Origin of the sequence: Klebsiella sp. GG_Kp173, assembly GCF_040062415.1 — a bacterium.
Lineage (GTDB): Bacteria > Pseudomonadota > Gammaproteobacteria > Enterobacterales > Enterobacteriaceae > Klebsiella > Klebsiella quasipneumoniae.
The window spans coordinates 42,985-68,190 of record NZ_JBEAFZ010000022.1; the positions used below are offsets into that span (position 1 = coordinate 42,985).

21 protein-coding genes and 4 tRNA genes are annotated in these 25,206 nt (G+C 57.4%); 6 read left to right on the plus strand and 19 right to left on the minus strand.

The window, feature by feature from the left end:
• Window positions 1–328: 328 nt before the first annotated feature.
• The 4 genes from hemC to hemY are packed head-to-tail and all read left to right on the plus strand — an operon-like array spanning window position 329 to window position 4,419.
• Window positions 329–1,270, plus strand: coding sequence for a hydroxymethylbilane synthase (gene hemC, locus ABLU50_RS12455; RefSeq protein WP_004886804.1), 942 nt, complete (start codon window positions 329–331; stop codon window positions 1,268–1,270).
• The gene (gene hemD, locus ABLU50_RS12460) at window positions 1,267–2,007 is read left to right on the plus strand and encodes a uroporphyrinogen-III synthase (RefSeq protein ID WP_017899402.1); all 741 of its coding nucleotides are present in this window, start codon (window positions 1,267–1,269) and stop codon (window positions 2,005–2,007) included. The genes hemC and hemD overlap by 4 nt, the downstream gene beginning before the upstream one ends.
• Before the next feature lie 21 nt (window positions 2,008–2,028).
• Window positions 2,029–3,219, plus strand: a complete 1,191-nt coding sequence (gene hemX / locus ABLU50_RS12465) for a uroporphyrinogen-III C-methyltransferase (protein ID WP_004886808.1) — start codon at window positions 2,029–2,031, stop codon at window positions 3,217–3,219.
• Between the two features lie 3 nt (window positions 3,220–3,222).
• Window positions 3,223–4,419, plus strand: coding sequence for a protoheme IX biogenesis protein HemY (hemY, locus tag ABLU50_RS12470; protein WP_004886811.1), 1,197 nt, complete (start codon window positions 3,223–3,225; stop codon window positions 4,417–4,419).
• Window positions 4,420–4,880: 461 nt separating this feature from the next.
• Here the strand turns inward: hemY and ABLU50_RS12475 are convergent.
• The 19 genes from ABLU50_RS12475 to trxA all read right to left on the minus strand — a co-directional run bounded on the left by ABLU50_RS12475 (window position 4,881) and on the right by trxA (window position 21,953).
• Window positions 4,881–4,957, minus strand: a tRNA-Pro gene (locus ABLU50_RS12475).
• 42 nt (window positions 4,958–4,999) lie between these two features.
• Window positions 5,000–5,086 (minus strand) — tRNA-Leu (locus ABLU50_RS12480).
• A gap of 23 nt (window positions 5,087–5,109) precedes the next feature.
• Window positions 5,110–5,185, minus strand: a tRNA-His gene (locus tag ABLU50_RS12485).
• A gap of 55 nt (window positions 5,186–5,240) precedes the next feature.
• Window positions 5,241–5,317: transfer RNA gene (locus ABLU50_RS12490), tRNA-Arg, on the minus strand.
• A 102-nt stretch (window positions 5,318–5,419) separates the two neighbouring features.
• Window positions 5,420–6,805 carry an amino acid permease gene (locus tag ABLU50_RS12495; RefSeq protein ID WP_004886813.1) on the minus strand — a complete coding sequence of 462 codons (1,386 nt, stop codon included), beginning with the start codon at window positions 6,803–6,805 and terminating at the stop codon, window positions 5,420–5,422.
• 205 nt (window positions 6,806–7,010) lie between these two features.
• Window positions 7,011–7,751, minus strand: a complete 741-nt coding sequence (gene wecG, locus ABLU50_RS12500; protein ID WP_004886818.1) for a lipopolysaccharide N-acetylmannosaminouronosyltransferase — start codon at window positions 7,749–7,751, stop codon at window positions 7,011–7,013.
• Between the two features lie 11 nt (window positions 7,752–7,762).
• Entirely contained in the window at window positions 7,763–9,109 is a 1,347-nt protein-coding gene (wzyE, locus tag ABLU50_RS12505; RefSeq protein WP_323084279.1) for an ECA oligosaccharide polymerase, read from the minus strand.
• Window positions 9,106–10,182 (minus strand): TDP-N-acetylfucosamine:lipid II N-acetylfucosaminyltransferase, encoded by a 1,077-nt coding sequence (locus tag ABLU50_RS12510; RefSeq protein ID WP_087832699.1) that lies wholly within the window; start codon window positions 10,180–10,182, stop codon window positions 9,106–9,108. The genes wzyE and ABLU50_RS12510 overlap by 4 nt, the downstream gene beginning before the upstream one ends.
• Window positions 10,179–11,429 (minus strand): lipid III flippase WzxE, encoded by a 1,251-nt coding sequence (wzxE, locus tag ABLU50_RS12515; RefSeq protein WP_004886828.1) that lies wholly within the window; start codon window positions 11,427–11,429, stop codon window positions 10,179–10,181. Before wzxE ends, ABLU50_RS12510 begins: the two co-directional genes overlap by 4 nt.
• A gap of 1 nt (window position 11,430) precedes the next feature.
• Window positions 11,431–12,561: a dTDP-4-amino-4,6-dideoxygalactose transaminase gene (gene rffA, locus ABLU50_RS12520; protein WP_004886831.1), complete on the minus strand. Its 1,131-nt coding sequence runs from the start codon at window positions 12,559–12,561 to the stop codon at window positions 11,431–11,433.
• A gap of 4 nt (window positions 12,562–12,565) precedes the next feature.
• The gene (rffC, locus tag ABLU50_RS12525; protein ID WP_004886833.1) at window positions 12,566–13,240 is read right to left on the minus strand and encodes a dTDP-4-amino-4,6-dideoxy-D-galactose acyltransferase; all 675 of its coding nucleotides are present in this window, start codon (window positions 13,238–13,240) and stop codon (window positions 12,566–12,568) included.
• Window positions 13,218–14,099 carry a glucose-1-phosphate thymidylyltransferase RfbA gene (rfbA, locus tag ABLU50_RS12530; protein ID WP_004886836.1) on the minus strand — a complete coding sequence of 294 codons (882 nt, stop codon included), beginning with the start codon at window positions 14,097–14,099 and terminating at the stop codon, window positions 13,218–13,220. The genes rffC and rfbA overlap by 23 nt, the downstream gene beginning before the upstream one ends.
• An 18-nt stretch (window positions 14,100–14,117) precedes the next feature.
• Window positions 14,118–15,185 carry a dTDP-glucose 4,6-dehydratase gene (gene rffG / locus ABLU50_RS12535; protein WP_004886839.1) on the minus strand — a complete coding sequence of 356 codons (1,068 nt, stop codon included), beginning with the start codon at window positions 15,183–15,185 and terminating at the stop codon, window positions 14,118–14,120.
• Window positions 15,182–16,444 (minus strand): UDP-N-acetyl-D-mannosamine dehydrogenase, encoded by a 1,263-nt coding sequence (gene wecC / locus ABLU50_RS12540; RefSeq protein WP_004886842.1) that lies wholly within the window; start codon window positions 16,442–16,444, stop codon window positions 15,182–15,184. Before wecC ends, rffG begins: the two co-directional genes overlap by 4 nt.
• Window positions 16,441–17,571: a UDP-N-acetylglucosamine 2-epimerase (non-hydrolyzing) gene (gene wecB / locus ABLU50_RS12545; RefSeq protein WP_004886844.1), complete on the minus strand. Its 1,131-nt coding sequence runs from the start codon at window positions 17,569–17,571 to the stop codon at window positions 16,441–16,443. Before wecB ends, wecC begins: the two co-directional genes overlap by 4 nt.
• A gap of 56 nt (window positions 17,572–17,627) precedes the next feature.
• Window positions 17,628–18,674 (minus strand): ECA polysaccharide chain length modulation protein, encoded by a 1,047-nt coding sequence (gene wzzE, locus ABLU50_RS12550; RefSeq protein ID WP_004886846.1) that lies wholly within the window; start codon window positions 18,672–18,674, stop codon window positions 17,628–17,630.
• Between the two features lie 13 nt (window positions 18,675–18,687).
• Entirely contained in the window at window positions 18,688–19,791 is a 1,104-nt protein-coding gene (gene wecA, locus ABLU50_RS12555) for a UDP-N-acetylglucosamine--undecaprenyl-phosphate N-acetylglucosaminephosphotransferase (protein ID WP_004886849.1), read from the minus strand.
• Window positions 19,792–20,031: 240 nt separating this feature from the next.
• Complete coding sequence (gene rho, locus ABLU50_RS12560) at window positions 20,032–21,291, minus strand: transcription termination factor Rho (RefSeq protein ID WP_002883293.1); 1,260 nt, start codon at window positions 21,289–21,291, stop codon at window positions 20,032–20,034.
• A 332-nt stretch (window positions 21,292–21,623) separates the two neighbouring features.
• Entirely contained in the window at window positions 21,624–21,953 is a 330-nt protein-coding gene (gene trxA, locus ABLU50_RS12565) for a thioredoxin TrxA (RefSeq protein WP_002883224.1), read from the minus strand.
• Window positions 21,954–22,295: 342 nt separating this feature from the next.
• On the opposite strand from trxA, the gene rhlB reads away from it, so the two are divergent.
• Together rhlB and gppA are read left to right on the plus strand one after the other, a co-directional pair.
• On the plus strand, window positions 22,296–23,561 hold the full coding sequence (rhlB, locus tag ABLU50_RS12570) for an ATP-dependent RNA helicase RhlB (RefSeq protein ID WP_002883222.1): 1,266 nt from the start codon (window positions 22,296–22,298) through the stop codon (window positions 23,559–23,561).
• A gap of 117 nt (window positions 23,562–23,678) precedes the next feature.
• A complete protein-coding gene (gene gppA, locus ABLU50_RS12575) occupies window positions 23,679–25,169 on the plus strand; it encodes a guanosine-5'-triphosphate,3'-diphosphate diphosphatase (RefSeq protein WP_023319439.1) in 1,491 nt (496 codons plus the stop codon).
• Window positions 25,170–25,206: the final 37 nt, after the last annotated feature.

Genomic DNA, 25,206 nt, shown 5'->3' on the forward strand with positions numbered 1-25,206 from the left:
GGTACAATAGTACGGAGGATTTCAGTATTTCAACAAAAACCGTCACCATTCGTCGTCGGTGTGGTTGTGATGAGCAGCGGACGGACAAATGGTTTAAAACGTGATCAATTTAACACCTTGCTCATTGACCGTAAAGAAAGATGCGCTACATACAAGTGTAGCACCGTTTATTACCTGTAAATTCCTCACTACGCCTCCGGCAACCGCCACGCGCATGAAAGGTTAAAAAAGAGTGGGCCGGAGCTATCTCCCACATAAACCGTGAAAACTAACATCCGTAAGACAACAATGTTAGGATGGTTAGTGGTCGACAATGACGGTAACAAGCATGTTAGACAAAGTTTTGAAAATTGCCACACGGCAAAGCCCGCTTGCGCTATGGCAGGCGCAATATGTTAAGGCGCGCCTGGAACACGCGCATCCCGGACTGAAGGTCGAGTTGGTGCCGATGGTCACTCGCGGGGATGTCATCCTTGATACTCCGCTGGCAAAGGTGGGAGGCAAGGGCTTATTTGTGAAAGAGTTAGAGCTTGCCATGCTCGAAGGGCGCGCCGATATCGCCGTTCATTCGATGAAAGATGTGCCGGTGGAATTCCCAGAGGGTCTGGGGCTGGTGACTATCTGCGAGCGCGACGATCCGCGCGACGCGTTTGTCTCCAATCACTATGCCTCGATTGATGAACTCCCGGCCGGCAGCGTCGTTGGCACATCAAGTTTACGCCGTCAGTGCCAGCTGGCCGCCACTCGTCCGGACCTGGTGATCCGCTCTCTGCGCGGTAACGTCGGTACCCGACTGAGTAAGCTGGATAACGGCGAGTATGACGCCATCATCCTCGCCGCCGCCGGCCTGAAACGCCTGCAGCTCGAGGCGAGAATTCGCCAGCCGCTGTCGCCGGAGCAATCCCTGCCGGCGGTCGGCCAGGGAGCGGTCGGCATCGAATGCCGTCTCGACGATGCATGGACCCAGGGGCTGCTAGCGCCTCTCAACCATACGGAAACGGCAGTGCGCGTGCGCGCCGAGCGGGCGATGAACACTCGTCTCGAAGGCGGCTGCCAGGTGCCGATTGGCAGCTATGCGGAACTCGTCAACGGCGAACTGTGGCTGCGGGCGCTGGTTGGCGCCCCGGATGGTTCGCAGATGGTACGCGGCGAACGGCGCGGGCCAGCAGAGCAGGCTGAAGCGCTCGGCATCTCGCTGGCGGAAGAGCTCCTGGATAACGGCGCGCGCGACATTCTCGCGGCAGTTTATGATGGAGAAGCCCCACGATGAGCATCCTGGTCACTCGTCCATTACCGCAAGGAGAAGCGCTGGTCAGCCGTCTGCGGGCCATGGGACGCGTGGCCTGGGGCTTTCCGCTGATAGAATTTACGCCTGGCCGGGAGCTTCCCGCGCTGGGCGACGCGCTTGCCCGCCTCGGGCCTGACGATCTGCTGTTTGCGCTGTCCCAGCATGCGGTGGAGTTCGCCCATGCCCGCCTGCAGCAACAGGGGCTGCCCTGGCCCACTTCCCCACGCTATTTTGCCATTGGCCGCACGACGGCGCTGGCCCTGCATACGGTCAGCGGGCAGCATATCCATTACCCGTTAGATCGGGAAATTAGCGAAGTCTTGCTACAATTACCTGAATTACAAAACATTGCCGGGAAAAATGCGCTGATCTTACGCGGCAATGGCGGGCGGGAACTCTTAGGCGCGACGCTGACCGAGCGCGGCGCCAGGGTCACATTTTGTGAATGTTATCAACGTAGTGCAAAGCATTACGATGGCGCAGAAGAAGCGATGCGCTGGCAATCTCGCGGGGTCACCACGCTGGTGGTCACCAGCGGCGAGATGCTGCAGCAGCTATGGTCGTTAATACCGCAATGGTATCGCGAACGGTGGCTCCTGCACTGCCGCGTTGTCGTTGTCAGCGAACGTCTGGCCCTTCAGGCCCGGGAGCTGGGCTGGCAGGAGATTCAGGTTGCCGATAGCGCCGACAACGATGCGCTGCTACGCGCATTACAATAACTCTCAACATTGGAAGCCATAATGACGGAACAACAAAATCAATCCGCCGTGGTTGAAGAGACCAGGGAGGCCGTGGAGACCACACCACAGCCAGAGAACACTGATAAGAAGAAGGCTGGCAACAAAACCAGCCTGGCGCTCAGCGCGATCGCTATCGCCATTGCGATAGCCGCCGGTATCGGTCTGTATGGCCTGAACAAACAGCAGGCCTCGCGTCAAAACGAAACCACCTCTGAATTATCAAGCCAGGTCGCGGCGCTGCAAAAAGCGCAGGAGAGCCAAAAAAGCGAACTGGAAGGCATTATCAAACAGCAGGCCGACCAGCTAAACGAAGCTAAACGCCAGCAGGAGACGCTGGCCAAACAGCTGGACGAAGTCCAGCAAAAAGTGGCGGTCATTTCCGGTAGCGACGCCAAAACCTGGCTGCTGGCCCAGGCCGACTTCCTCGTCAAGCTGGCGGGACGTAAGCTGTGGAGCGATCAGGATGTCACCACCGCCGCCGCGCTGCTGAAAAGCGCCGACGCCAGTCTCGCCGACATGAATGACCCGAGCCTGATCGGCGCCCGCCGGGCGATTACCGACGACATCGCCACTCTCTCCGCGGTGAACCAGGTGGACTACGACGGCATGATCCTCAAGGTTAATCAGCTGGCGAACCAAATCGATAACCTGCGGCTGGCGGATAATAACGATGACGATTCGCCGATGGATTCTGATAGCGATGAGCTCTCCAGCTCCATCAGCGAATGGCGCATCAATCTGCAGAAAAGCTGGCAGAATTTTATGGACAGCTTTATCACCGTGCGCCGCCGCGATGAAACGGCGGTCCCGCTGCTGGCGCCGAATCAGGATATCTATCTGCGGGAAAATATTCGCTCTCGCCTGCTGGTCGCCGCGCAGGCGGTGCCGCGTCATCAGGAAGAGACCTGGAAACAGTCGCTGGATAACGTCTCGACCTGGGTACGCGCCTATTACGATACCGATGACGCCACCACTAAAGCCTTCCTTGAAGAGGTGGATAAACTCAGTCAGCAAAGCATTACCATGACGGTGCCGGAGACGCTGCAGAGCCAGGCGTTGCTGGAAAAACTGATGCAGACCCGGGTGCGTAATCTGATGGCGCAGCCTGCCGTTTCCGCGGGCGGCGCGCCCGCACCTGCACCGTCTGCACCTGCTGCACCGGCCGCCCCCGCTGCGCCGCAAGGAGAGTAACGCATGCTGAAAATTCTTTTACTCTTCGCACTGTTGATCGCCGGGATCGTGCTTGGCCCGATGATCGCCGGCCATCAGGGCTACGTCCTGATCCAGACTGATAACTACAATATCGAGACCAGCGTGACCGGGCTGGTGATTATCCTGATCCTCGCCATGGTGGTGCTGTTCGCCATTGAATGGCTGCTGCGCCGCATTTTCCGCACCGGGGCGCATACGCGCGGCTGGTTTGTCGGCCGTAAACGCCGTCGCGCACGTAAGCAAACCGAGCAGGCGCTGCTTAAGCTGGCGGAAGGTGATTACCAGCAGGTTGAGAAGCTGATGGCGAAAAACGCCGATCACGCCGAACAGCCGGTGGTGAACTATCTGCTGGCGGCGGAAGCGGCCCAGCAGCGCGGCGATGAAGCGCGGGCTAACCAGCATCTGGAGCGCGCCACAGAACTGGCGGGGGATGATCTGATCCCGGTGGAAATCACCCGCGTTCGCCTGCAGCTGGCGCGCAATGAAAATCACGCCGCGCGCCATGGCATCGATAAGCTGCTGGAGATCACCCCGCGTCATCCGGAAGTGCTGCGCCTCGCCGAACAGGCTTATACCCGCACCGGCGCCTGGCAGTCGCTGCTGGATATCATTCCGTCGATGGCGAAAGCTAACGTCGGCGATGAAGAGCACCGCGCCGCGCTGGAACAGCTGGCGTGGGTTGGCCTGATGGACAAAGCGCTGGCCGATGGCGGCAGCGAGGGGCTGCGTGAATGGTGGCGCAACCAGAGCCGTAAAACGCGGGCGCTGGTGCCGCTGCAGGTGGCGATGGCCGAGCGCCTCATCGAGAGCGACGATCACGATACCGCGCAGCAAATTATCATTGATGGTCTGAAGAAACAGTATGACGACCGTCTGGTGATGCCGATCCCGCGCCTGAAGACCAATAACCCGGAACAGCTGGAGAAAGTACTGCGCCAGCAGATCAAAGCCGTTGGCGACCGTCCGCTGCTGTGGAGCACCCTGGGCCAGTCGCTGATGCGGCACGGTGAATGGCAGGAGGCCAGCATCGCCTTCCGCGCCGCGCTTAAGCAGCGTCCGGATGCCTTTGATTACGCCTGGCTGGCCGATGCCCTGGATCGCCTGCATCAGCCGGAGGAAGCGGCCACCATGCGCCGCGATGGCCTGCTGCTGACGCTGCAGAATAACCCTCAGCAATAACCTGGTCTGGCTATCGCCTCCTGCGGGGCGATAGCGCTTCTCCCCCGACTTCGCGTTGACGATCCCCTGAAAGAAAAAAACGCCTGCGCTGAAATCAGGGCAGGCGTTAAAACAGGTCTGTTTGACAACAAATTGGGTGCTTCACTCAACGTAATGTCCATGGTGTTTGATGAGGCATAAATGCGACATCTGTCAGTGGACGATAAGCACCGTAAGAACGGCTCTGCATCATTCCGGAGTTTATGAGGCACGAAGGCGAACATAAGAGATGGAATGAGCATCTACCCGGTTATTATCGCACAGGATCCGGGGAAATTGCATCTACCACAGTGATGAATTGAGAGTTTTCCTGACGCGTATTCTTAAGCAAAGAGAAGATTTTTTATCAGCAAGATCAGGGGAATAAGTCATGGCAGGAAATAACAGAAAACAAAAAACCCCGCCGAAGCGGGGTTCAAAATTGGTCGGCGAGAGAGGATTCGAACCTCCGACCCACTGGTCCCAAACCAGTTGCGCTACCAAGCTGCGCTACTCGCCGAAATACTGCTTTTTGAATTTTTAGTTCAATTCGTTAAAGTCGTGGTGCGAGGGGGGGGACTTGAACCCCCACGTCCGTAAGAACACTAACACCTGAAGCTAGCGCGTCTACCAATTCCGCCACCTTCGCAAATTCACAACTCTATCAAATAATGGGGTGGCTAATGGGATTCGAACCCACGACAACTGGAATCACAATCCAGGGCTCTACCAACTGAGCTATAGCCACCACTGCAAACCTTTTACGCGGTATTAAAACCACCGCAGCTCCAGCACCGGGTTAATGGTGCGCCCGACAGGATTCGAACCTGAGACCTCTGCCTCCGGAGGGCAGCGCTCTATCCAGCTGAGCTACGGGCGCTTAGCGCCGTTGCGGGGTCGGATAATACGGACTTCCTCCCCCGCTGTCTAGTGCCTTTTTAAAGAAAATTATCGTTTGCTCATGCTTTGTTCGTTTTGACGCTTATTCAGCCGGATTATTGATTTGTCCCTGTCTTCCGAGGCCAAACACCTTATAAATCAGGGTAACGGCAGCAAGGAAAATAATACCGACAAAGAGCGACATCCGGGTTTCATCATTCAGCCCCATCCCGACCAGCACGCAGATCAGGAAAGCCATGGTGAAATAGTTGGCCCACGGAAACAGCAGCGAACGGAACGGATGGCTGGCTATCGCTGCCTGATGTACGCGACGGAAACGCAGCTGACTAATCAGGATCACAAACCACGGCACCATCCCCGGCAGGACGCTGGCGCTATAGACATAGACAAATACCCGCTGGGGATTAGGAATGATGTAATTCAGGCAGGAGCCTACCAGCAGGATCAGAATCGACAGCGCTACGCCGACGGCAGGAACGCCGTTGCGCGATACCTTACCGATCGCCGCCGGCAGCTGACGGTTCTTCGCCAGGGCGTACAGCATACGTCCGCAGCTGTACATCCCGCTGTTGCAGCCGGAAAGCGCCGCCGTCAGCACCACGAAGTTGATAATCCCCGCCGCGGCGGTAATACCGATTTTGGCAAACGTCAGTACGAACGGGCTGCCGTTGGAGCCGATTTGATCCCATGGGAAAATGGTGACGATAACGAAAATCGCGCCGACGTAGAAAATCAGGATCCGCCACAGCACTTTGCCCACCGCGCTACGTAACGTAACCTGCGGATTTTTCGCTTCACCTGCGGTAATGCCGATGAGCTCCACGCCCTGATATGACGCGACCACGATACACAGCGCCGTCAGGAAGCCCTTCCAGCCGCCGGCAAAGAAACCGCCATGTTCGGTCAGGTTGCCAAAACCGATGGAGTGGCCGCCGTTGCCAAAGCCGAAGAAAATGACGCCCAGGCCCACGACGATCATCACAATAATGGTGGTCACTTTAATCATGGCGAACCAGAACTCGATTTCACCGTACAGCCGGACCGCCGCGAGGTTTGCCAGCGCCACCAGCCCCACGGCAATTAATGCCGGGATCCACTGCGCCATCTCCGGGAACCAGAACTGCACATAGACGCCGATGGCGGTAATCTCCGAGATGCCCACCGCCATCCACATAAACCAGTACGACCACGCGGTCAGGTAGCCGAAGAAGGGGCTCATATAGCGATGCGCATACACCGCGAAAGAGCCGGTGACGGGCTCAAGGAACAGCATTTCGCCCATTGAGCGCATAATGAAAAAGACGAAAAGGCCAGCAATAATGTACGCCAGCAGCACGGAAGGTCCAGCCCACTTCAGCGTACTGGCAGCCCCCATAAACAACCCCACGCCAATCGTCCCACCAAGGGCGATCAGTTCAATATGCCGGGCCTCCAGTCCACGCTGGAGCTCCGCTTTTTTCTCAGTCATATATCCTCTTGTGTTTGCCGTATTCCGGGTACTCCCGGTTATTGTTATTAACTGAACTCATAGCCTTGCCGACGCGCAGGTCTCCCCCGCGCGTATAAAGCCTGCGAATGGTTAATTAATTTTGCAGAAATGGCAAATAAAGTATCAGGCGAGTGAAGAGATTACACAGAATATGTATGCAAACTCGCCTGGTTGCAGTGGAATATCAGAGCTTACCGGAATAATGCCAACGTAAATAGCGCAGTAGGCGGAACTGTCTCTTGATGCGGCTCGGCTGTAAAAGCAGACGATAGAACCATTCCAGCCCCAGATCCTGCCAGAACTTCGGCGCCCGATGCACGTGCCCGGTGAAAACATCGTAAGTGCCGCCGACGCCCATATACAGCGCGTGCGGGTACAGACGCCGACAGTCGCGCATAAAGATCTCCTGACGCGGGGACCCCATGGCGACGGTGACGATTTTCGCCCCGCTGTCGCGAATGCGTTCGAATAATGCCTGGCGCTGTTCAGGAGCAAAATAGCCGTCCTGGGTGCCGACGATATTCACCTGCCAGCGCTGGCGCAGGCTGGACGCTGTCTGCGCCAGGACTTCAGGTTTACCGCCGACCAAAAACACCGGTGTGCCTTCAGCGCCGGCGCGCTGCATTAACGCTTCCCAGAGATCGGCCCCTGCCACGCGGGATACCTGGGCTTGCGGATATTTTTTACGCAGCGAACGCACCACGCTGATGCCATCCGCATATTTAAACTCCGCCGCCTCAATCAGCGCCCGCACCTCCGGGTTATCCTCTACGGCCAGCATTTTCTCGGCATTAATCGCCACCAGCGTCCCCTCGCGGAGAACGCCGTCGGCATACAAATAATCCAGAGCGTGCTGCATATCGCGCCAGCCTATGAGCTGCAGCCCTCTTAACAGGTACAACGGCGCGGAAATGGTCCCAGTCATGTCCATCCTTCTCAGACTTGCGGTTGCGAAAGCGGTTTTACGCGCTTATGAATCAGTCCCACGCTATCCAGGAACCAGTACAGCAGTTTCGCCGCCAGCAAGCAGATACCAAAGATCACGAGGAAAAACACCACGCGGGAGCCGAACGAATCCAGCCCCTCGCGCGCCAGCACTATCATGTTGAAGATAGCGCCGAAACAGAAACTGTGCAGGATAGCCGCTTTATAGCGATTGCTCTCCCGGTTGCCCAGCTCATACAGCCAGTCGAACCATTTAATAATCAACCCGACCGCCACGGCGCCCAGCGGCACAAACCAGACGCCGCCCATCACCACCAGCGAGCCAATCAGCGTCGGCGAAATCGCCAGCCCCGATTGGTTGTTTAATACTTCCCAGGTAAAGTAGTTGGCGGTATTGAGCACCATCGTCGGGCGACCGTGCCACATCCAGCTGGGGATAAAGACGTAGAAATCGCGGATCATCGGCGCCAGCCCCTGGAAATCGATCTTGTCGTAGTTTTGCAGCAGCAGCGCCAGGTTCTCCCACGGCGAGAAGGTATCGCGTGTGAGATAGAGAAAGGTATAAAACGCTTCGTCGCCGCTGACGTTCATCCCGTAGCGCTTCAGCGCCAGCCAGAACATGCCGACAATGCCCAGCACGCCCGCCGCCGCCAGCATCCACAGGCTGATCCAACCGCGAATAATGCCGATAAACAGGAAGATGGCGAAGGCGATGATGATATTGGCGCGCGTCCCGCCGACGATGGCGTAGGTCAGCAAACCAAAGGCCACCGTGCTGACGAGGAAGAAGATCCACGCCTTATAATCCTGGCGCAGGAAATAGACCACCAGCATCGCCGGAATAAAGAAGTAGAAGAAGCGCTTCAACGCCACGCCGGAGACTTCAGCAGAGAAAATCTGGCTGTAGGAGTTGAGCTTAAACAGCAGGAAACCGTTGTGGGCGAAAAAGATGCCAACGCACAGCAGCGCCAGCCCCATCAAAATGCCCCACGCCAGATGGGTTTCTACCCGGTTCATGGTAAACAGCGGCCGACGCGCAACCTCACGCGATGCCGGACGCAGCCGCGTTTTATAGGTCACGTAGTAAATCGCGTAGAAGCACACCGCGATCAGCAGCGTCTGCAGCAAAATCTCCGGCGGCGCCACGCTGACGTCAAAGCGGAACACCAGAATACTGGTCAGCGGGAAACCGAAGAAGAAAGTCAGCAGAAACAGCAACGAGAAAAAGACGTTGAAGTTGAAGCGTACCCGGCGGAACTCAAACCAGGTGGCGGTAGCGATAAACAGCGTCGACAGCAGCCAGACTACCAGCAGCCCGCTAAATTGCATTAACGTCATGCCTGCCCCTCCGCCGCTAACCGTAGCGCCCGCTGCCAGCCCGTCAGATAGTTCGGCCGGAAGAAAGCGATACCCGACTTATCCACGCTCGCCAGTTGGCGCTGCGCTTCGCGCACCACGCTGACGTCCAGCGCATCGCTGGTGAACAGCACCGGCACATGCTGCTCGGTCATATCTTGCCAGAACGGGTTTTCGCGGTTGAGCACGCAGGGAATGCCCGCCTGAATCAGCAGGCACAGGGTGCCGATCCCCTGCTGACGCGCGAACAGGAAATAGCCCAGATCGCAGCGGCGCAGCAACGCCAGATAATCATGAAACTCCAGTTTCTCGCTGAGGATCTGCAGATGCTCACCGCTAAACAGCGCCGCCCCCGCCTCACGAACCTCATTGATATAGGTCTCGTTATTCGCCGGATAGCCCATCGGCACGATGACGTTTACCGTATCGCCAAACTGCTGATGAATAGCCTTCAGCGCGGCAATATGTTCATTGCTGCGATCCCCGGAGTTACCCACCAGAATGGTCAGCGTGTCGCCGCGCGGCGCGTTTTCGGCCAGGGTATTCAGCGCCGGATCCATACGGGTCGGGAAATAGAGCAGTTCGCCCGGGACGCGCGGATGACGGTTTGCGAACCAGCTCAGATCGCCGCGGGTGGCGAAAACGCGCCCTACCCGCCCCTGCGCCAGGCGGCGCAGCGGATAGAACAGGCGGAACTTCAGGCTGGTGGCGTTTTCGTACAGATCCGCCCCCCAGATATGCCAGTTAAACTGCGATGGGCGGATACCACCGCCCAACAGCGCCAGCCACAGGCCGGTATTGAACTGGCCGTGGAAGAAAAAGCGCTGCTGGCGGTTGGCTTTGGCTTGCGCAATCACCGCCTGCGCCAGCGACTTCTTCCCCGGATAACAGGTGATGTCCAGCGCCGGATACCCATCACGCACGCTAGCCTCATCACCGACGATCATAAATCTCCTGGCCTGCGGATCGGCGGCCAGTTCGTCGTTAAAGAACCGCAGTACGGTCTGGTTATGATGCGGGATATCTGATCCCAGTACATGTATCAGTGCTGTCATGCCCGTTTACGCCAGAGTAAAAACACGCCACTACAAAGGGCGAAATAAACAATATAAGTGGCCATATACGCCTGCGCCGCGCCAACCGCGCCGTGCGCCGGTATAAGCCAGTGTGAGAATGCGGTCAGCAGTGTGAACTGGCTGATTTCCGTCAGAATATAAAAACGCAGCGACGCTTTGGCGATCACCAGATAGCCATAGACGTAGGCGCCTACTTTTAAAACGTCGCCCACCAGCTGCCAGGCGAACAGGTCACGCATCGCGGTAAAGCGATCGGAAAACAGCAGCCAGATGGCAAAATCGCGCAGCAGCCAGACCGTCAGGCTCGCCGCCGCCACTGCCGGCAGGACGAATTTCAGCGACTTGACTATCTCGCGGGTGATATCCGTTTTGGCGCTCAGCCGCGACAGCGTCGGCAGGAGATAGACGCTGAACGAGGCGGTAATAAACTGCAGATAGGCATCAGAGATGCTGCTCACCCCCTGCCAGATACCGACCGCCTCCCAGCCATAATGCGCCGCCAGCAGATTACGCATCATCACATAAGCCACCGGCAGGGTCACTGAGGTTATCAGCGCCATCAGGGTAAATTTCGATAGCTGTCCCGCCAGACCGTTATCCCAGCGCGGACGCAAGGCGCTCAGCGGGATATTACCCCGCCGCCAGAGCATAATACCCGCCGGAACCACCACCAGCGCCGGAACTAACGCCAGCCCCAGCAGCGCGCCCTGATAGCCTCCCAACACGTAGCAAGCATAGTAAGCCGCCACGCCGATCAGGCTCCCGGCAATCAGCGAGAAGGCGTTACCCGCCGCATCGCGAAAGCCTTTCATCAGCGCCAGCAGGAAGTTCGCCCAGGCGATCCCCATCTGTACCAGCGCCACCAGCCGTACCAGATTCTGATAATGAGTATGGCCGAACAACCCCTGGCTTATCGGCGCCGCGGCCAGTAAAAACACCAGCGCCAGCAGTGTGGAAAAGCCAAGCACCATCGCCGACGAGGTGCCCACCACCTGCTTCAGGCGCGGGGGATCGTCGTGATGCTGCGCCACCAGCTTCGTGACGCCATTAAATATCCCGGCCCCGGCCAGCACGCCGAGCACGGTGACCAGTTGCCGGAAGTTACCGGCCTGGCCAACGCCCGCGGGCCCAAACGAGACGGCCAGCAGCTTGACGACCAACAGCCCGGCGCCGATTTTGACCAGCGTCGATGCCGCCGTCCACAATGAAGCTTTTGCTAACGACATATCAGGAGAAGTAGCTCAGCAGCGAGTTAATCACCGTCCGCTGGTTCACCACAGACAGATTGTAAAACAGCGGCAGGCGTACCAGGCGCTCGCTCTCCTGGGTGGTATAGCGGTCTTCACCGTGGAATTCGCCGAAGTGTTCGCCTGCCGGACAGCTGTGCAGAGGAATGTAATGGAATACCGCGAGGATCTCCGCCTCTTTCAGCCAGGCGATCAGCCTGCTGCGATCCTCGATATCGCGCAGCTTAATGTAGAACATGTGCGCGTTTTGCCCGCAGTCGGCCGGGATCGTCGGCAGTTCGATACGTCCCGCGCGTGCCAGCGGCAGCAGGGCGTCATAGTAGTTCTGCCACAGCGCCAGGCGCTGTTGGTTGATGCGCTCCGCCGCTTCCAGCTGCGCCCACAGGTAGGCGGCCTGCAGGTCGGACATCAGATAGCTGGAGCCAATGTCCCGCCAGGTATATTTATCCACCAGGCCACGAAAGAACTGGCTGCGGTTGGTGCCTTTTTCGCGAATGATCTCCGCGCGCTCCACCAGCGTGCGATCGTTGATGAGCGTCGCCCCGCCCTCACCGCCAGCGGTGTAGTTTTTGGTTTCATGGAAGCTGAAGCAGCCGATATGGCCGATGGTGCCCAGCGCACGCCCCTTGTAGGTGGACATCACCCCCTGCGCGGCATCTTCCACCACGAACAGGTTGTACTTGTCGGCGATGGCCATGATGATATCCATCTCGCAAGCTACGCCGGCATAATGCACCGGGACGATCGCCCGGGTTTTATCGGTGATAGCGGCTTCGATTAACGTTTCATCGATATTCATGGTATCGCGACGGATATCGACGAAGACGATTTTCGCCCCGCGCAGCACAAAAGCATTGGCGGTGGAGACAAAGGTATAGCTGGGCATAATCACTTCGTCGCCCGGCTGGATATCCAGCAGCAGCGCGGCCATTTCCAGCGAAGCCGTGCAGGAAGGGGTTAGCAGGGCCTTTGCCGTGCCAAAACGCTGCTCCATCCACTGCTGGCAGCGGCGCGTAAAGCCGCCGTCGCCGCACAGCTTGCCGCTGTTCATCGCAGACTGCATGTAATCAAGCTCGGTTCCAACCACCGGCGGCGCGTTAAATGGGATCATGAGGTCACCTGTATAGCCAGTAGGCGGTGCTTTCCACATTAGCACCGCTGAGAATATAACGTTTAAGCGCGGCGGTGTTGCCCATCTGGGTCGCCACCCGCAGTGTAGAAAGTCCGCGCGAAGCGGCCCAGTACCGCGCCGCCTGCATCAGCTGCGCCCCGGCGCCGCGTCCGGCCAGCAGGCCGATACGCGCCTCGGTGGCATTGAGCTGGCGCAGGGAGACAAAGGCGCGAATATCGCCCTCAGGATGGCGGTAAATCAGGCACTGATGATCGAAGGTGCCGCGCACCGCATTTTCAATCCACTGGGCATAGAAGCGGCCGCTGGCATCGGCAGCGTACCAGGGCGCACGAAAGCGGCTCAGGGCAAAGGCCTGCGCCGCCAGCTCGCGCAGTGGCGCAATATCCGCCTCCACGGCGACGTCGGCGCCCGCATCCGCAGGGTTGCCAACCGGTAGCGCCAGATCGACCTCGCCTTCCACCAGCTGAAAACCCAGCTGCTGCAGCGCGTCGAGCCGGACGGTGTCGCTGGCGGCTACCTTCGCCTGCACCCGCGACCACCCCGCCAGCGCCTCAGGCGTCAGCAGCGGCGCACGCTCGTCAAAGTGAACGACGGCGCTGTTAACGGCAAAGAAGCGGTTCTCCCACTCCAGGGGATCAATACTGGCGCGGACGGGCACGGAGCAGATCCAGCAGATATTGGCCGTAGCCGGTTTTTTCCAGCCGCTTCGCCGCGCGTTTGACGCCGTCGTCGTCCAGCCAGCCGTTGCGCCAGCCGATCTCTTCCAGACAGGCGATTTTAAAGCCCTGACGCTTCTCGACGGTCTGCACAAACATGCTGGCCTCGATCAAGCTATCGTGGGTGCCGGTATCCAGCCACGCAAAGCCGCGTCCAAGCAGTTCGACGGTTAATGCGCCATCTTCAAGGTACATCTGGTTGATGGAGGTGATTTCCAGTTCGCCGCGCTCGGATGGCTTGACCCGTTTGGCGTACTCCGCCACCTTGCCATCGTAGAAATAGAGACCGGTGACCGCCCAATTCGACTTCGGCTGCTTCGGCTTCTCTTCCAGCGACAGCGCGCGGAAGTTGTCATCAAACTCCACCACGCCAAAGCGTTCAGGATCCATCACCTGATAGCCAAAAATCGTCGCCCCTTCCGTGCGGGCAGCCACGCTGCGCAGCTTGGGACTGAAGCTCTGGCCGAAGAAGATGTTGTCGCCTAACACCAGGCACGCCGGTTCACCGTTAAGAAAGGCTTCGCCGATGATAAACGCCTGGGCTAAACCATCCGGCGACGGCTGTACGGCATAGTGCAGCGCAATGCCAAACTCTGAACCATCGCCGAGCAGGCGCTGGAAATCGCGCAGATCGTCCGGTGTGGTGATGATCAGGATCTCACGGATCCCGGCCAGCATTAATACCGACAGCGGGTAGTAGATCATCGGCTTATCGTAGATCGGCAACAGCTGCTTCGACACGCCGCGGGTGATAGGATGCAGTCGCGTTCCGGACCCCCCCGCCAGAATAATACCTTTCATCATTCCCCCCAGAGATGATTAGCCTTGCAGCCCAAGACGCTCGCCCTGATAGCTACCGTCCTGAACCTGGCGCCACCATGGCTCGTTCGCCAGATACCACGCCACGGTCTTACGCATACCGGAAGTGAAGGTCTCAGCCGGCGTCCAGCCCAGCTCACGGGCAATCTTCGAGGCATCAATGGCATAGCGCAGATCGTGGCCCGGGCGGTCGGCAACAAAGGCGATCAGGTCGCGATAGTGCGCCACGCCCTGCGGCTTATTCGGCGCCAGCGCTTCGAGCAATTCGCAAATGGTTTCCACCACCTCGATGTTTTTACGTTCGTTATGGCCGCCGATATTGTAAGTCTCGCCCGGTTCGCCGCGGGTCGCCACCAGATATAGCGCCCTGGCGTGATCTTCCACGTACAGCCAGTCGCGGATCTGCTGTCCATTGCCATACACCGGCAGCGGCTTGCCCGCCAGCGCGTTGAGGATCGTCAGCGGGATCAGCTTCTCGGGGAAGTGATACGGGCCGTAGTTGTTCGAACAGTTGGTGATAAGCGTCGGCAGGCCATAGGTTCGCAGCCAGGCGCGCACCAGGTGGTCGCTGCTGGCTTTCGAGGCCGAATAGGGACTGCTTGGCGCATAGGGCGTGGTCTCGGTAAAGAAATCATCGCTGCCGTGCAGATCGCCATACACTTCATCGGTGGAGATGTGATGGAAGCGAAACGCCGATTTTTGCGCCGTAGCCAGCGTATTCCACCAGCTACGGGCCGCCTCCAGCAGCGTATAGGTGCCCACGATATTGGTTTCAATAAACGCCGCCGGGCCGTCAATCGAACGATCGACATGGCTTTCCGCCGCCAGGTGCATCACTGTATCCGGTTGATACTGAACGAAAATACGATCAAGCTCGCCGCGGTCGCAAATATCCACCTGTTCAAAGGCGAAACGCGCATCCTGCGCCACCGGCGCCAGCGACATTAAATTGCCGGCGTAGGTCAGTTTATCCACCACCACCACGCGATCGGCAGTGTGCTGGATAATCTCCCGCACTACCGCCGAACCAATGAAGCCCGCGCCGCCGGTGACCAGAATGGTTCTCACCGCCACACTCCTTTGGTGTCGATGATATACGCCTGGGTGACGCTATCGCCGCTAACGGCTTTAAATTCATGGTGATCGACCAGCATCACCAGCACATCGGCGCTGGCCAGCGCCGCATCGAGGGTCGCCAGCGTACACAGACCGTCGAGCTTCTTCGGCAGCGCGTGAATGTTGGGCTCAACCACCTGCGTCGTGCCGCTGTGCCAGCGGGCAATCTGCGCGGCAATTTCCATTGCCGGGCTTTCGCGCAGGTCGTCAATATTCGGCTTAAAGGCGAGGCCAAAACAGGCAATGGTCAGTTCGCTGGCCCGTTTGTTGGTGGCATTCAGGCAGTCCGCTACCTGCGCTTTCACCTGTTCGATAACCCATTCCGGCTTGTGGTCGTTAACCTCACGGGCCGTGCGGATCAGACGCGCCTGCTGCGGGTTCTGCGCCACGATAAACCACGGGTCGACGGCGATACAGTGGCCGCCGACGCCCGGACCCGGCTGCAGGATATTCACCCGAGGATGACGGTTCGCCAGGCGGATCAGCTCCCAGACGTTAATGCCCTGGTCAGCACAAATCAGCGAAAGCTCGTTGGCAAAAGCGATGTTGACGTCGCGGAAGCTGTTTTCCGTCAGCTTGCACATCTCAGCGGTGCGCGAGTTGGTCACCACACATTCGCCTTCAAGGAAGATTTTATACAGCTCGCTGGCGCGAGCGGAGCAGACTGGTGACATGCCCCCGATAACGCGGTCGTTTTTAATCAGCTCGACCATCACCTGACCGGGCAATACCCGCTCCGGGCAGTAGGCGATATTCACGTCCGCCGCTTCACCCACCTGCTGGGGGAAGCTAAGATCCGGGCGCATCTCCGCCAGCCACTCAGCCATCTGTTCGGTCGACCCGACCGGCGAGGTGGACTCGAGGATCACCAGCGAGCCTTTTTTTAACGTTGGCGCAATGGATTTTGCCGCCGACTCGACAAACACCATATCCGGCTCGTGGCGATCTTTAAACGGCGTCGGCACGGCAATCAGGTAGGCATCCGCTGCCACCGGGGTGGTGGTGGCGCTTAAATACCCCTGCTCGACCGCGGTCTTCACCACGCTCGCCAGATCCGGCTCCACGATATGAATCTCTCCACGGTTAATGGTCTCCACGGCATGTTGATTGACATCAACGCCGACCACCCGCTTCTGCCGGGAGGCGAACGCGGCAGCGGTTGGCAGCCCGATATAGCCAAGGCCAATCACTGAAATGGTAGAAAAACTCATAGCGTTACCTGATTATTTTTAAGTGCAGACAAAATTCGACGACATGCTTCGCCATCGCCATAAGGATTATGCGCGCGGCTCATCGCCTGGTATGCGGCATCATCCTCCAGCAGTCGCGTCACTTCCGCGACGATGCGCTGGCTGTCAGTGCCCACCAGACTCACGGTGCCGGCGGCCACCGCTTCCGGACGTTCGGTCATATCGCGCATGACCAGCACCGGTTTCCCCAGGGAAGGCGCCTCTTCCTGAATGCCACCGGAATCGGTCAGGATGAGCCAGGCCCGATCCATCAACCAGACGAACGGCAGGTAGTCCTGCGGTTCAATCAACATCACGTTGTCGATATGGCCGAGAATACGGTTCACCGGTTCGCTGACATTAGGATTCAGGTGAACCGGATAGACAATCTGCACCTCAGGGTGGGTATGGGCTATCTCCGCCAGCGCCTGGCAGATCTGCTCAAAACCGCGGCCGAAGCTTTCCCGCCGATGGCCGGTAACCAGAATCATTTTTTTACCGTGGCTAATGAAAGGGTAGCGCTGCAGCAAGGTCTCCCGTAGCGCTTCATCGCCCAGAACCCGATCGCGCACCCAGAACAGAGCATCGATGACGGTATTACCGGTCACCGTGATGCGACTGTCGGCAATGTTCTCCCGCAGGAGATTCTGCCGCGAGGTTTCCGTAGGGGCGAAGTGGTACGTCGCCAGATGCCCGGTCAACGTACGGTTGCCCTCTTCCGGCCACGGCGAACTTAAATCGCCGGTCCGCAGCCCCGCCTCTACATGGCCCACCGGTATGCGCTGGTAAAACGCCGCCAGGCTCGCCGCCATCGTGGTGGTGGTATCGCCATGCACCAGCACCACGTCGGGTTTAAACGACTCCAGGACCGGCTTCAGCCCCTCAAGAATACGGCAGGTGATCTCGGTGAGCCCCTGCCCCGGCTTCATGATGTTGAGATCGTAGTCCGGGGTGATGGAGAATAGTTTCAACACCTGATCGAGCATCTCCCGATGCTGCGCGGTCACGCATACTTTCGCCTCAAAATGAGGATCCTTTGCCAGCGCATGGACCAGAGGAGCCATCTTGATGGCTTCCGGCCTCGTGCCAAATACAGTTAGTACTTTCACATCGATTCTCTTCGATTAGGCGATGAAGGTCATCTGCCCTTCACCACAGGCCGCAATCACAGGACACGACGACGCGATAACGCCACGCCTGCGCCGATGAGCGCACCCACAATCCCCCACATCACCATCAGAAATACACGGCGCGGGCTATCGCGTTTTACAGGTTCTTCCGGCGTTCGCAAATACCGGTAAGTCTGAAAACGCGGGTCCAACGTTGGACCGACGTTCAACGTGCTCAGCATGGCGCGATTCTGGTCGTAATCGAGGTCATATTCCGGTCCGACGGCCTGCAGGTTTTCCAGTCTGGCCTGCAGCATCGGCCTGCCCAATAAAAATAGCTCTGAATCCGGCAACTGATCGGCAGGAACATCCGTTTCGCTGCGTGAGATGTTATGCTGCTGAGCGACCTTCAGCGCTTGCTCCACGCTGTGGGTCCGGCGGTTGAAAATAGCCTCGGCCACCTCCTCCTGGCGCTTCACCTGCGCCTTCATTTGCACCGTCCGCGCCGCCCAGGCGCCTTTGAGTTCGTCGTTAAGATGGCCGGCCGCCCGCTGGCTGGCGAAAGCCACATACTGGCGCAGCAAATTATTGGCATCCTGCCCGGTCTCGGCAGTCAGTTTGACGCTGTCATTGACGCTCTTGGCCGCATCGCCGGGCATAAACTGGATATTGTTAATCAAATCATCCAGCATCGCCGCATCGGCGCGAGCATTACCCGACTGGCGCTGCTTGTAGTAGTCCGTTTGCAGCCAGAAATCACGCCGGGTGTCCCAGGAGGCCAGCTGCATGATGAACTCTTTATACGCTTCATCCATGGCGGAAGGCTGATCCACCGAGGCCAGGTCGGCTTTGATATCCAGATTGCGTAAGAACTGCTGCTGGGAATAGTACCCCCCCAACATGTTGACAGTAGGCCGATCGGTGATCGCCGTGGCGCTCCACTCCTGGCGAGCAAAGAAGGTATACACCAACACGATAGCGGCGAAGAGAACAGCGCCGCCGACTATCCAGCCTTTTCCTGCCCATAAAGCGCGAAACAGCCCGCGAATATCCAGCTCGTTCTCAACGTTCACTGCTTGTGCTCCCGGTAATGGTTGAGTCATCACATCCCCAGCTTTACTTGGTTAGTTTCGGATTATTGCCGCTGTGTCGCCGAATTCTGCGTCTGATGCGCTTAACCAGACGCGCCACTTTCCAGGCGCGCTTAATACAGTAGCCATAAAGGAAGAAGGCCACCAAAAAGAGAATTAACATCACCCATTCCGGCACAATGCGGGTATATTCCGCCGCGACGCCAACCAGCGCCAGCAGGGCAGCGGCCAGGGTAATCAGGACGAACGCCTGGCGGGAAGTAAACCCGGCGCGCATGATCAAATGATGAATATGCTGCCGGTCCGGTGAGAAAGGACTCATGCCTTTACGCAGGCGGCGATACATAATCGCCACCATATCCATCAACGGGATAGCGATAATCCACAGCGCAGTGACCGGGCTGATGGGATGCGTTTTACCTTGGGTGGTTTCCAGCAGGATCCAGATGATGGTGAAGCCAATCATGGTGCTGCCGGCGTCACCCATAAAAACTTTATAGCGGCGGCCGAGGGCGCCAAGATTAAGAAGAATATAGGGCAGAATGGCGGCGATCATCGCAAAACACCACATCGCCAGGCTGTACTGGCCATCAAACCAAAGGATGATCCCGGTCGCCGCAAAGGAGACCGATGACAGGCCGCCGAGCAGACCGTCAATCCCATCGACCATATTAAACGCATTGATGGCGGCCCAGACGGCAAACAGAGTAAGGAAGAAGCCGAAGGGCCCCAGCACCAGCTCCCACGAGCCAAAAATAAAGCCCAGACTACTCAGATGCAGATTCCCTGCCATCATCATAATCACGGCGATCGCGGCCTGAATGACCGCGCGAATTTTCACGCTGATGTCGAAGCGATCGTCCAGCGCACCAACCAGCACCAATACCCCCGCACAGGCCAGATACAGCGAGGCGTGAGGAATATAATAATCGGCGATAGCGAAGGTAAAACAGATGCCTGCATAAACTGAGATACCACCGACCAACGGAATCAACCCCTGATGCCGTTTGCGATAGTTTGGTTTATCCACTAACCCAATCTTTTTTGCCACTTTCCGCGCGACAAAAATAAAGAGGGTCGTGAATAAGAAAATACTGATTAATTCAGTAATAGCAGTGAGTAAATTCACAACGCATGTGCTCTCAGCATAGTTAATCCGGGAAGTATAGCGATGATGCCCCAACTCCAGAAGGGGAAAAGCAGAACATTACAAATTTATTGTATAGATTTTAGTCTGTTAAAGCTGTCTCCGCCTGGTGTCCGGCGCCATTATACGACAACTTTCGTCCCGCTTTCTCTGTCTCTGGATCATACAAATCCCAAAATGAAAACGCCACGCAAAGGCGTGGCGTTTCAGGCTTTTTTTACCTTACGAGCGCTTCATCATATCGAAGAAGTCATCATTCGTCTTAGTCATTGCCAGTTTATTAATGAGGAATTCCATCGCGTCGATCTCACCCATCGGATGGATAATTTTGCGCAGGATCCACATTTTCTGCAGCTCTTCCTGAGTGGTGAGCAGCTCTTCTTTACGCGTACCGGAACGGTTGTAATCGATAGCCGGGAAGACGCGTTTTTCAGCAATCTTACGAGAGAGGTGCAGCTCCATGTTACCGGTGCCTTTAAACTCTTCGTAGATAACTTCATCCATTTTGGAGCCAGTGTCGATCAGCGCCGTGGCGATGATGGTCAGGCTACCGCCCTCTTCAACGTTACGCGCCGCGCCGAAGAAACGCTTCGGACGGTGCAGGGCGTTAGCGTCCACACCACCGGTCAGCACTTTACCGGAAGCCGGGACCACGGTGTTGTAGGCACGCGCCAGACGGGTAATGGAGTCGAGCAGGATGATAACGTCTTTCTTGTGTTCAACCAGACGTTTCGCTTTCTCGATAACCATCTCAGCAACCTGAACGTGACGGGATGCCGGTTCGTCGAAGGTGGAAGCAACGACTTCACCTTTCACCAGACGCTGCATCTCGGTCACTTCTTCCGGACGTTCGTCGATCAGCAGCACCATCAGCACGCAGTCCGGATGGTTGTAAGCGATGCTCTGCGCGATGTTCTGCAGCAGCATGGTTTTACCGGCTTTCGGCGGCGCGACGATCAGACCACGCTGGCCGCGGCCAATCGGGGAAGCCAGATCCAGTACGCGAGCGGTTAAGTCTTCGGTAGAACCGTTACCACGCTCCATACGCAGACGAGAATTCGCGTGCAGCGGCGTTAAGTTCTCGAACAGGATCTTGTTACGGGCGTTTTCCGGCTTGTCGTAGTTAACTTCGTTAACTTTCAGCAGCGCAAAGTAACGCTCACCCTCTTTCGGAGGACGAATCTTACCGGAAATGGTGTCACCAGTGCGGAGGTTGAAACGGCGGATTTGGCTGGGGGATACGTAGATGTCGTCAGGGCCGGCGAGGTAGGAGCTGTCTGCGGAGCGGAGGAATCCAAATCCATCCTGCAGTATCTCCAGTACGCCGTCGCCAAAGATATCTTCGCCACTCTTCGAATGCTGCTTGAGGATGGCAAAAATAATATCCTGCTTACGCATACGAGCCAGATTTTCCAGCCCCATATTTTCGCCGAGAGTAATCAGCTCAGAAACCGGCGTATTCTTTAATTCGGTAAGATTCATAGTGGTGTGGGTTCTTAAACTCGGGGTAAATCTCGAACTTAATGTTGTGAATGGTATGGCAGGAACTTCCATGCCTGTTAACGGCCTTCATCTCGTGTCTGTACGTTGCCTGGTCACAGGAAAGAACGCAGAACTGAAACGACTAGACGGAATGAGTGAAAAGCCCGGAATTAATAGCTTCACGCGCATTTTTTTGCGGGATGCTTCGGGTAAAACAAGATTCAAACAAGGTATGTTTAAAACGAAGTCTGTGGATTAACTTAGCACGACTCCAGCCGGGCGTCCAGAGTTCCGCAAAAAATAGGAATCTGGACGCCGGAACAGCAATTCGCTTACGCCAGGTTGGCGTCGAGGAACTCTTTCAGCTGACCCTTGGACAGGGCGCCAACTTTGGTGGCCGCCACTTCGCCGTTTTTGAACAGCAGCAGGGTTGGGATGCCGCGAATGCCGTACTTCGGCGCGGTACCCGGGTTCTGGTCGATGTTCAGCTTAGCTACGGTCAGTTTGCCCTGATACTCTTCAGCGATCTCATCCAGAATCGGGGCGATCATTTTGCACGGACCACACCACTCTGCCCAGAAATCGACGAGGGTCAGCCCGTCAGCCTTGAGTACGTCCGTGTCAAAACTGTCGTCAGTCAGGTGAATAATTTTATCGCTCATATTTAACTCCACAGGAATAAGCCTGGTGTGTTGGTGTCGTAGCCATCAACGACGCGCTGCAGCTACGTTATGCACGCTATTCTTCAGGATACCTCAATTCTCTGGTCTGCCAACTGGCGCGATCCATCATGGACCCACCTTTTGACGCCAGGGTTGCCCGAACGCGAACTGCATGCTGCAGATTTATCGCTCCCGACTCGCTTAGTGGTCTAAGCTATCCTGGATTCGTTCAGTTACCGTAGACGTACCTTGAATAATTTCGCACACCGCCAACGAAAGGTTGACGTTATTTCACCGGATACGCTTTCTTAATGCAATAGTTAGCTGATATTCTACCACACTATGAGCAAAACACATTTAACAGAACAGAAGTTTTCCGACTTCGCCCTGCACCCGGCAGTCATTGAAGCCCTTGAAAAGAAAGGGTTTCATAATTGCACACCTATTCAGGCCCTCGCCCTTCCGCTGACGCTGGAAGGCCGCGATGTCGCCGGGCAGGCGCAAACCGGTACCGGTAAAACGATGGCGTTCCTGACGTCGACGTTTCATTATCTTCTCTCTCACCCGGCTATCGCCGATCGCCAGGTAAACCAGCCGCGCGCGCTGATTATGGCGCCGACGCGTGAACTGGCGGTACAGATCCACGCGGACGCTGAACCGCTGGCGCAGGCCACCGGTCTGAAGCTGGGTCTGGCGTACGGCGGCGACGGCTACGATAAGCAGCTGAAAGTGCTGGAAAGCGGCGTCGACATTCTGATCGGCACCACCGGTCGTCTGATCGATTACGCGAAGCAAAACCACATTAACCTCGGCGCCATTCAGGTCGTCGTGCTGGACGAAGCCGATCGCATGTACGATCTCGGCTTTATTAAAGATATCCGCTGGCTATTCCGCCGCATGCCGCCGGCCACTCAGCGTCTGAACATGCTGTTCTCCGCGACCCTTTCCTATCGCGTACGCGAACTGGCGTTCGAACAAATGAACAACGCCGAGTACGTTGAAGTCGAGCCGGAACAGAAAACGGGCCACCGTATTAAAGAAGAGCTCTTCTACCCGTCCAACGAAGAAAAAATGCGCCTGCTGCAGACGCTGCTGGAAGAAGAGTGGCCCGATCGCGCCATCGTCTTCGCCAATACCAAGCATCGTTGTGAAGATATCTGGGGCCATCTCGCCGCCGACGGCCATCGCGTAGGTCTGCTGACCGGCGACGTGGCGCAGAAAAAACGTCTGCGTATTCTCGAAGAATTTACCCGCGGCGACCTCGATATCCTGGTCGCGACTGACGTTGCCGCTCGTGGCTTGCACATTCCGGCCGTGACCCACGTCTTTAACTACGATCTACCAGACGATTGCGAAGATTACGTTCACCGCATTGGCCGTACCGGTCGCGCTGGCGCAAGCGGTCACTCCATCAGCCTCGCCTGCGAAGAGTATGCGCTGAACCTGCCGGCTATCGAAACCTATATTGGTCACTCAATTCCGGTCAGCAAGTACAACCCGGACGCGCTGATGACCGATCTGCCGAAGCCGCTGCGCCTGACCCGTGCTCGCCCAGGCAACGGCCCGCGCCGCAACGGTCCACCGCGCAATCGTCGTCGTTCAGGTTAAGAAATCTATGCTATACGCTCAATCATTCAGAATGTGCCAGGGCGCGCTTCCCCGGCAACCCGCTCAGTTACACGGATTGGGCACAAGCGCCCCGTCGACCAGGGAGCCTTCTGAACGATGAAGAGCATGAGCTCCACCTCGCTGTATGCCGCCATTGATTTGGGCTCCAACAGTTTTCATATGTTGGTGGTGCGCGAGGTGGCTGGCAGTATCCAGACGCTGAGCCGCATTAAGCGCAAAGTCCGTCTTGCCGCCGGCCTGAATAGCGACAACACGCTCTCCGCAGAAGCGATGGAGCGCGGCTGGCAGTGCTTACGCCTGTTTGCCGAACGCCTGCAGGATATTCCGCCGGCGCAAATCCGCGTCGTGGCCACCGCCACGCTGCGTCTTGCCGTCAATGCCGGCGAATTTCTGGCGAAAGCGCAGGAGATCCTCGGCAGTCCGGTACAGGTCATTAGTGGCGAAGAAGAAGCGCGTCTGATTTATCAGGGGGTCGCCCACACCACCGGCGGCGCCGATCAGCGTCTGGTGGTCGATATCGGCGGCGCCAGCACCGAACTGGTGACCGGAACCGGCGCGCAAACGACCTCGCTATTTAGCCTGTCGATGGGCTGTGTGACCTGGCTTGAACGCTATTTCGCCGATCGCAGCCTGACGAAAGAAAATTTCGATCTTGCCGAGGCGGCCGCGCGTGAGGTGCTGCTGCCCGTCGCCGATGTGCTGCGCTATCACGGATGGAAAGTGTGCGTTGGCGCCTCCGGCACCGTTCAGGCTCTGCAGGAAATTATGATGGCGCAGGGGATGGATGAGCGGATCACCCTGACCAAACTCCAGCAGCTTAAACAGCGCGCCATTCAGTGCGGACGCCTGGAAGAGCTGGAGATCGAAGGCTTAACCCTTGAGCGAGCGCTGGTGTTTCCAAGCGGGCTGGCGATCCTTATCGCTATCTTCAGCGAACTGAATATTCAGTGTATGACCCTCGCGGGCGGCGCGTTACGTGAAGGTCTGGTGTACGGCATGCTGCATCTCTCCGTTGAACAGGACATCCGCAGCCGCACTCTGCGTAATATTCAGCGTCGTTTTATGATCGACACCGAACAGGCCCAGCGCGTCGCTGGTCTCGCCAGCCACCTGCTCAGCCAGCTAGACGGCAGCTGGGAGCTGGATCCGCTAAGCCGCGACTTGCTCCTCAGCGCCTGTGCATTGCATGAAATTGGCCTGAGCGTGGATTTTAAGCGCGCGCCGCAGCACGCGGCCTATCTGGTCAATAATCTCGACCTGCCCGGCTTTACCCCGGCGCAGAAGAAGCTGATTGCGACGCTGCTGCTTAACCAGACTAACGCCATCGACCTCTCATCGCTTCATCAGCAGAATGCCGTCCCGCCGCGAGTTGCCGAACATCTTTGTCGCCTGCTGCGACTGGCGATCCTCTTTGCCAGCCGGCGGCGTGACGATTTGCTGCCCGCCATCAATCTTGTGGCCGATGATGAAAAACTGTCCCTGACGCTGCCGGAAAACTGGCTGGATAATCACCCGCTTGGGGCTGAGCTGATCGAACAGGAATGCCAGTGGCAGAGCTATGTGCACTGGGTGCTTGAGGTGAAGTAATACGCTGAACATTGCCGGGCGGCGGCTTCGCCTTACC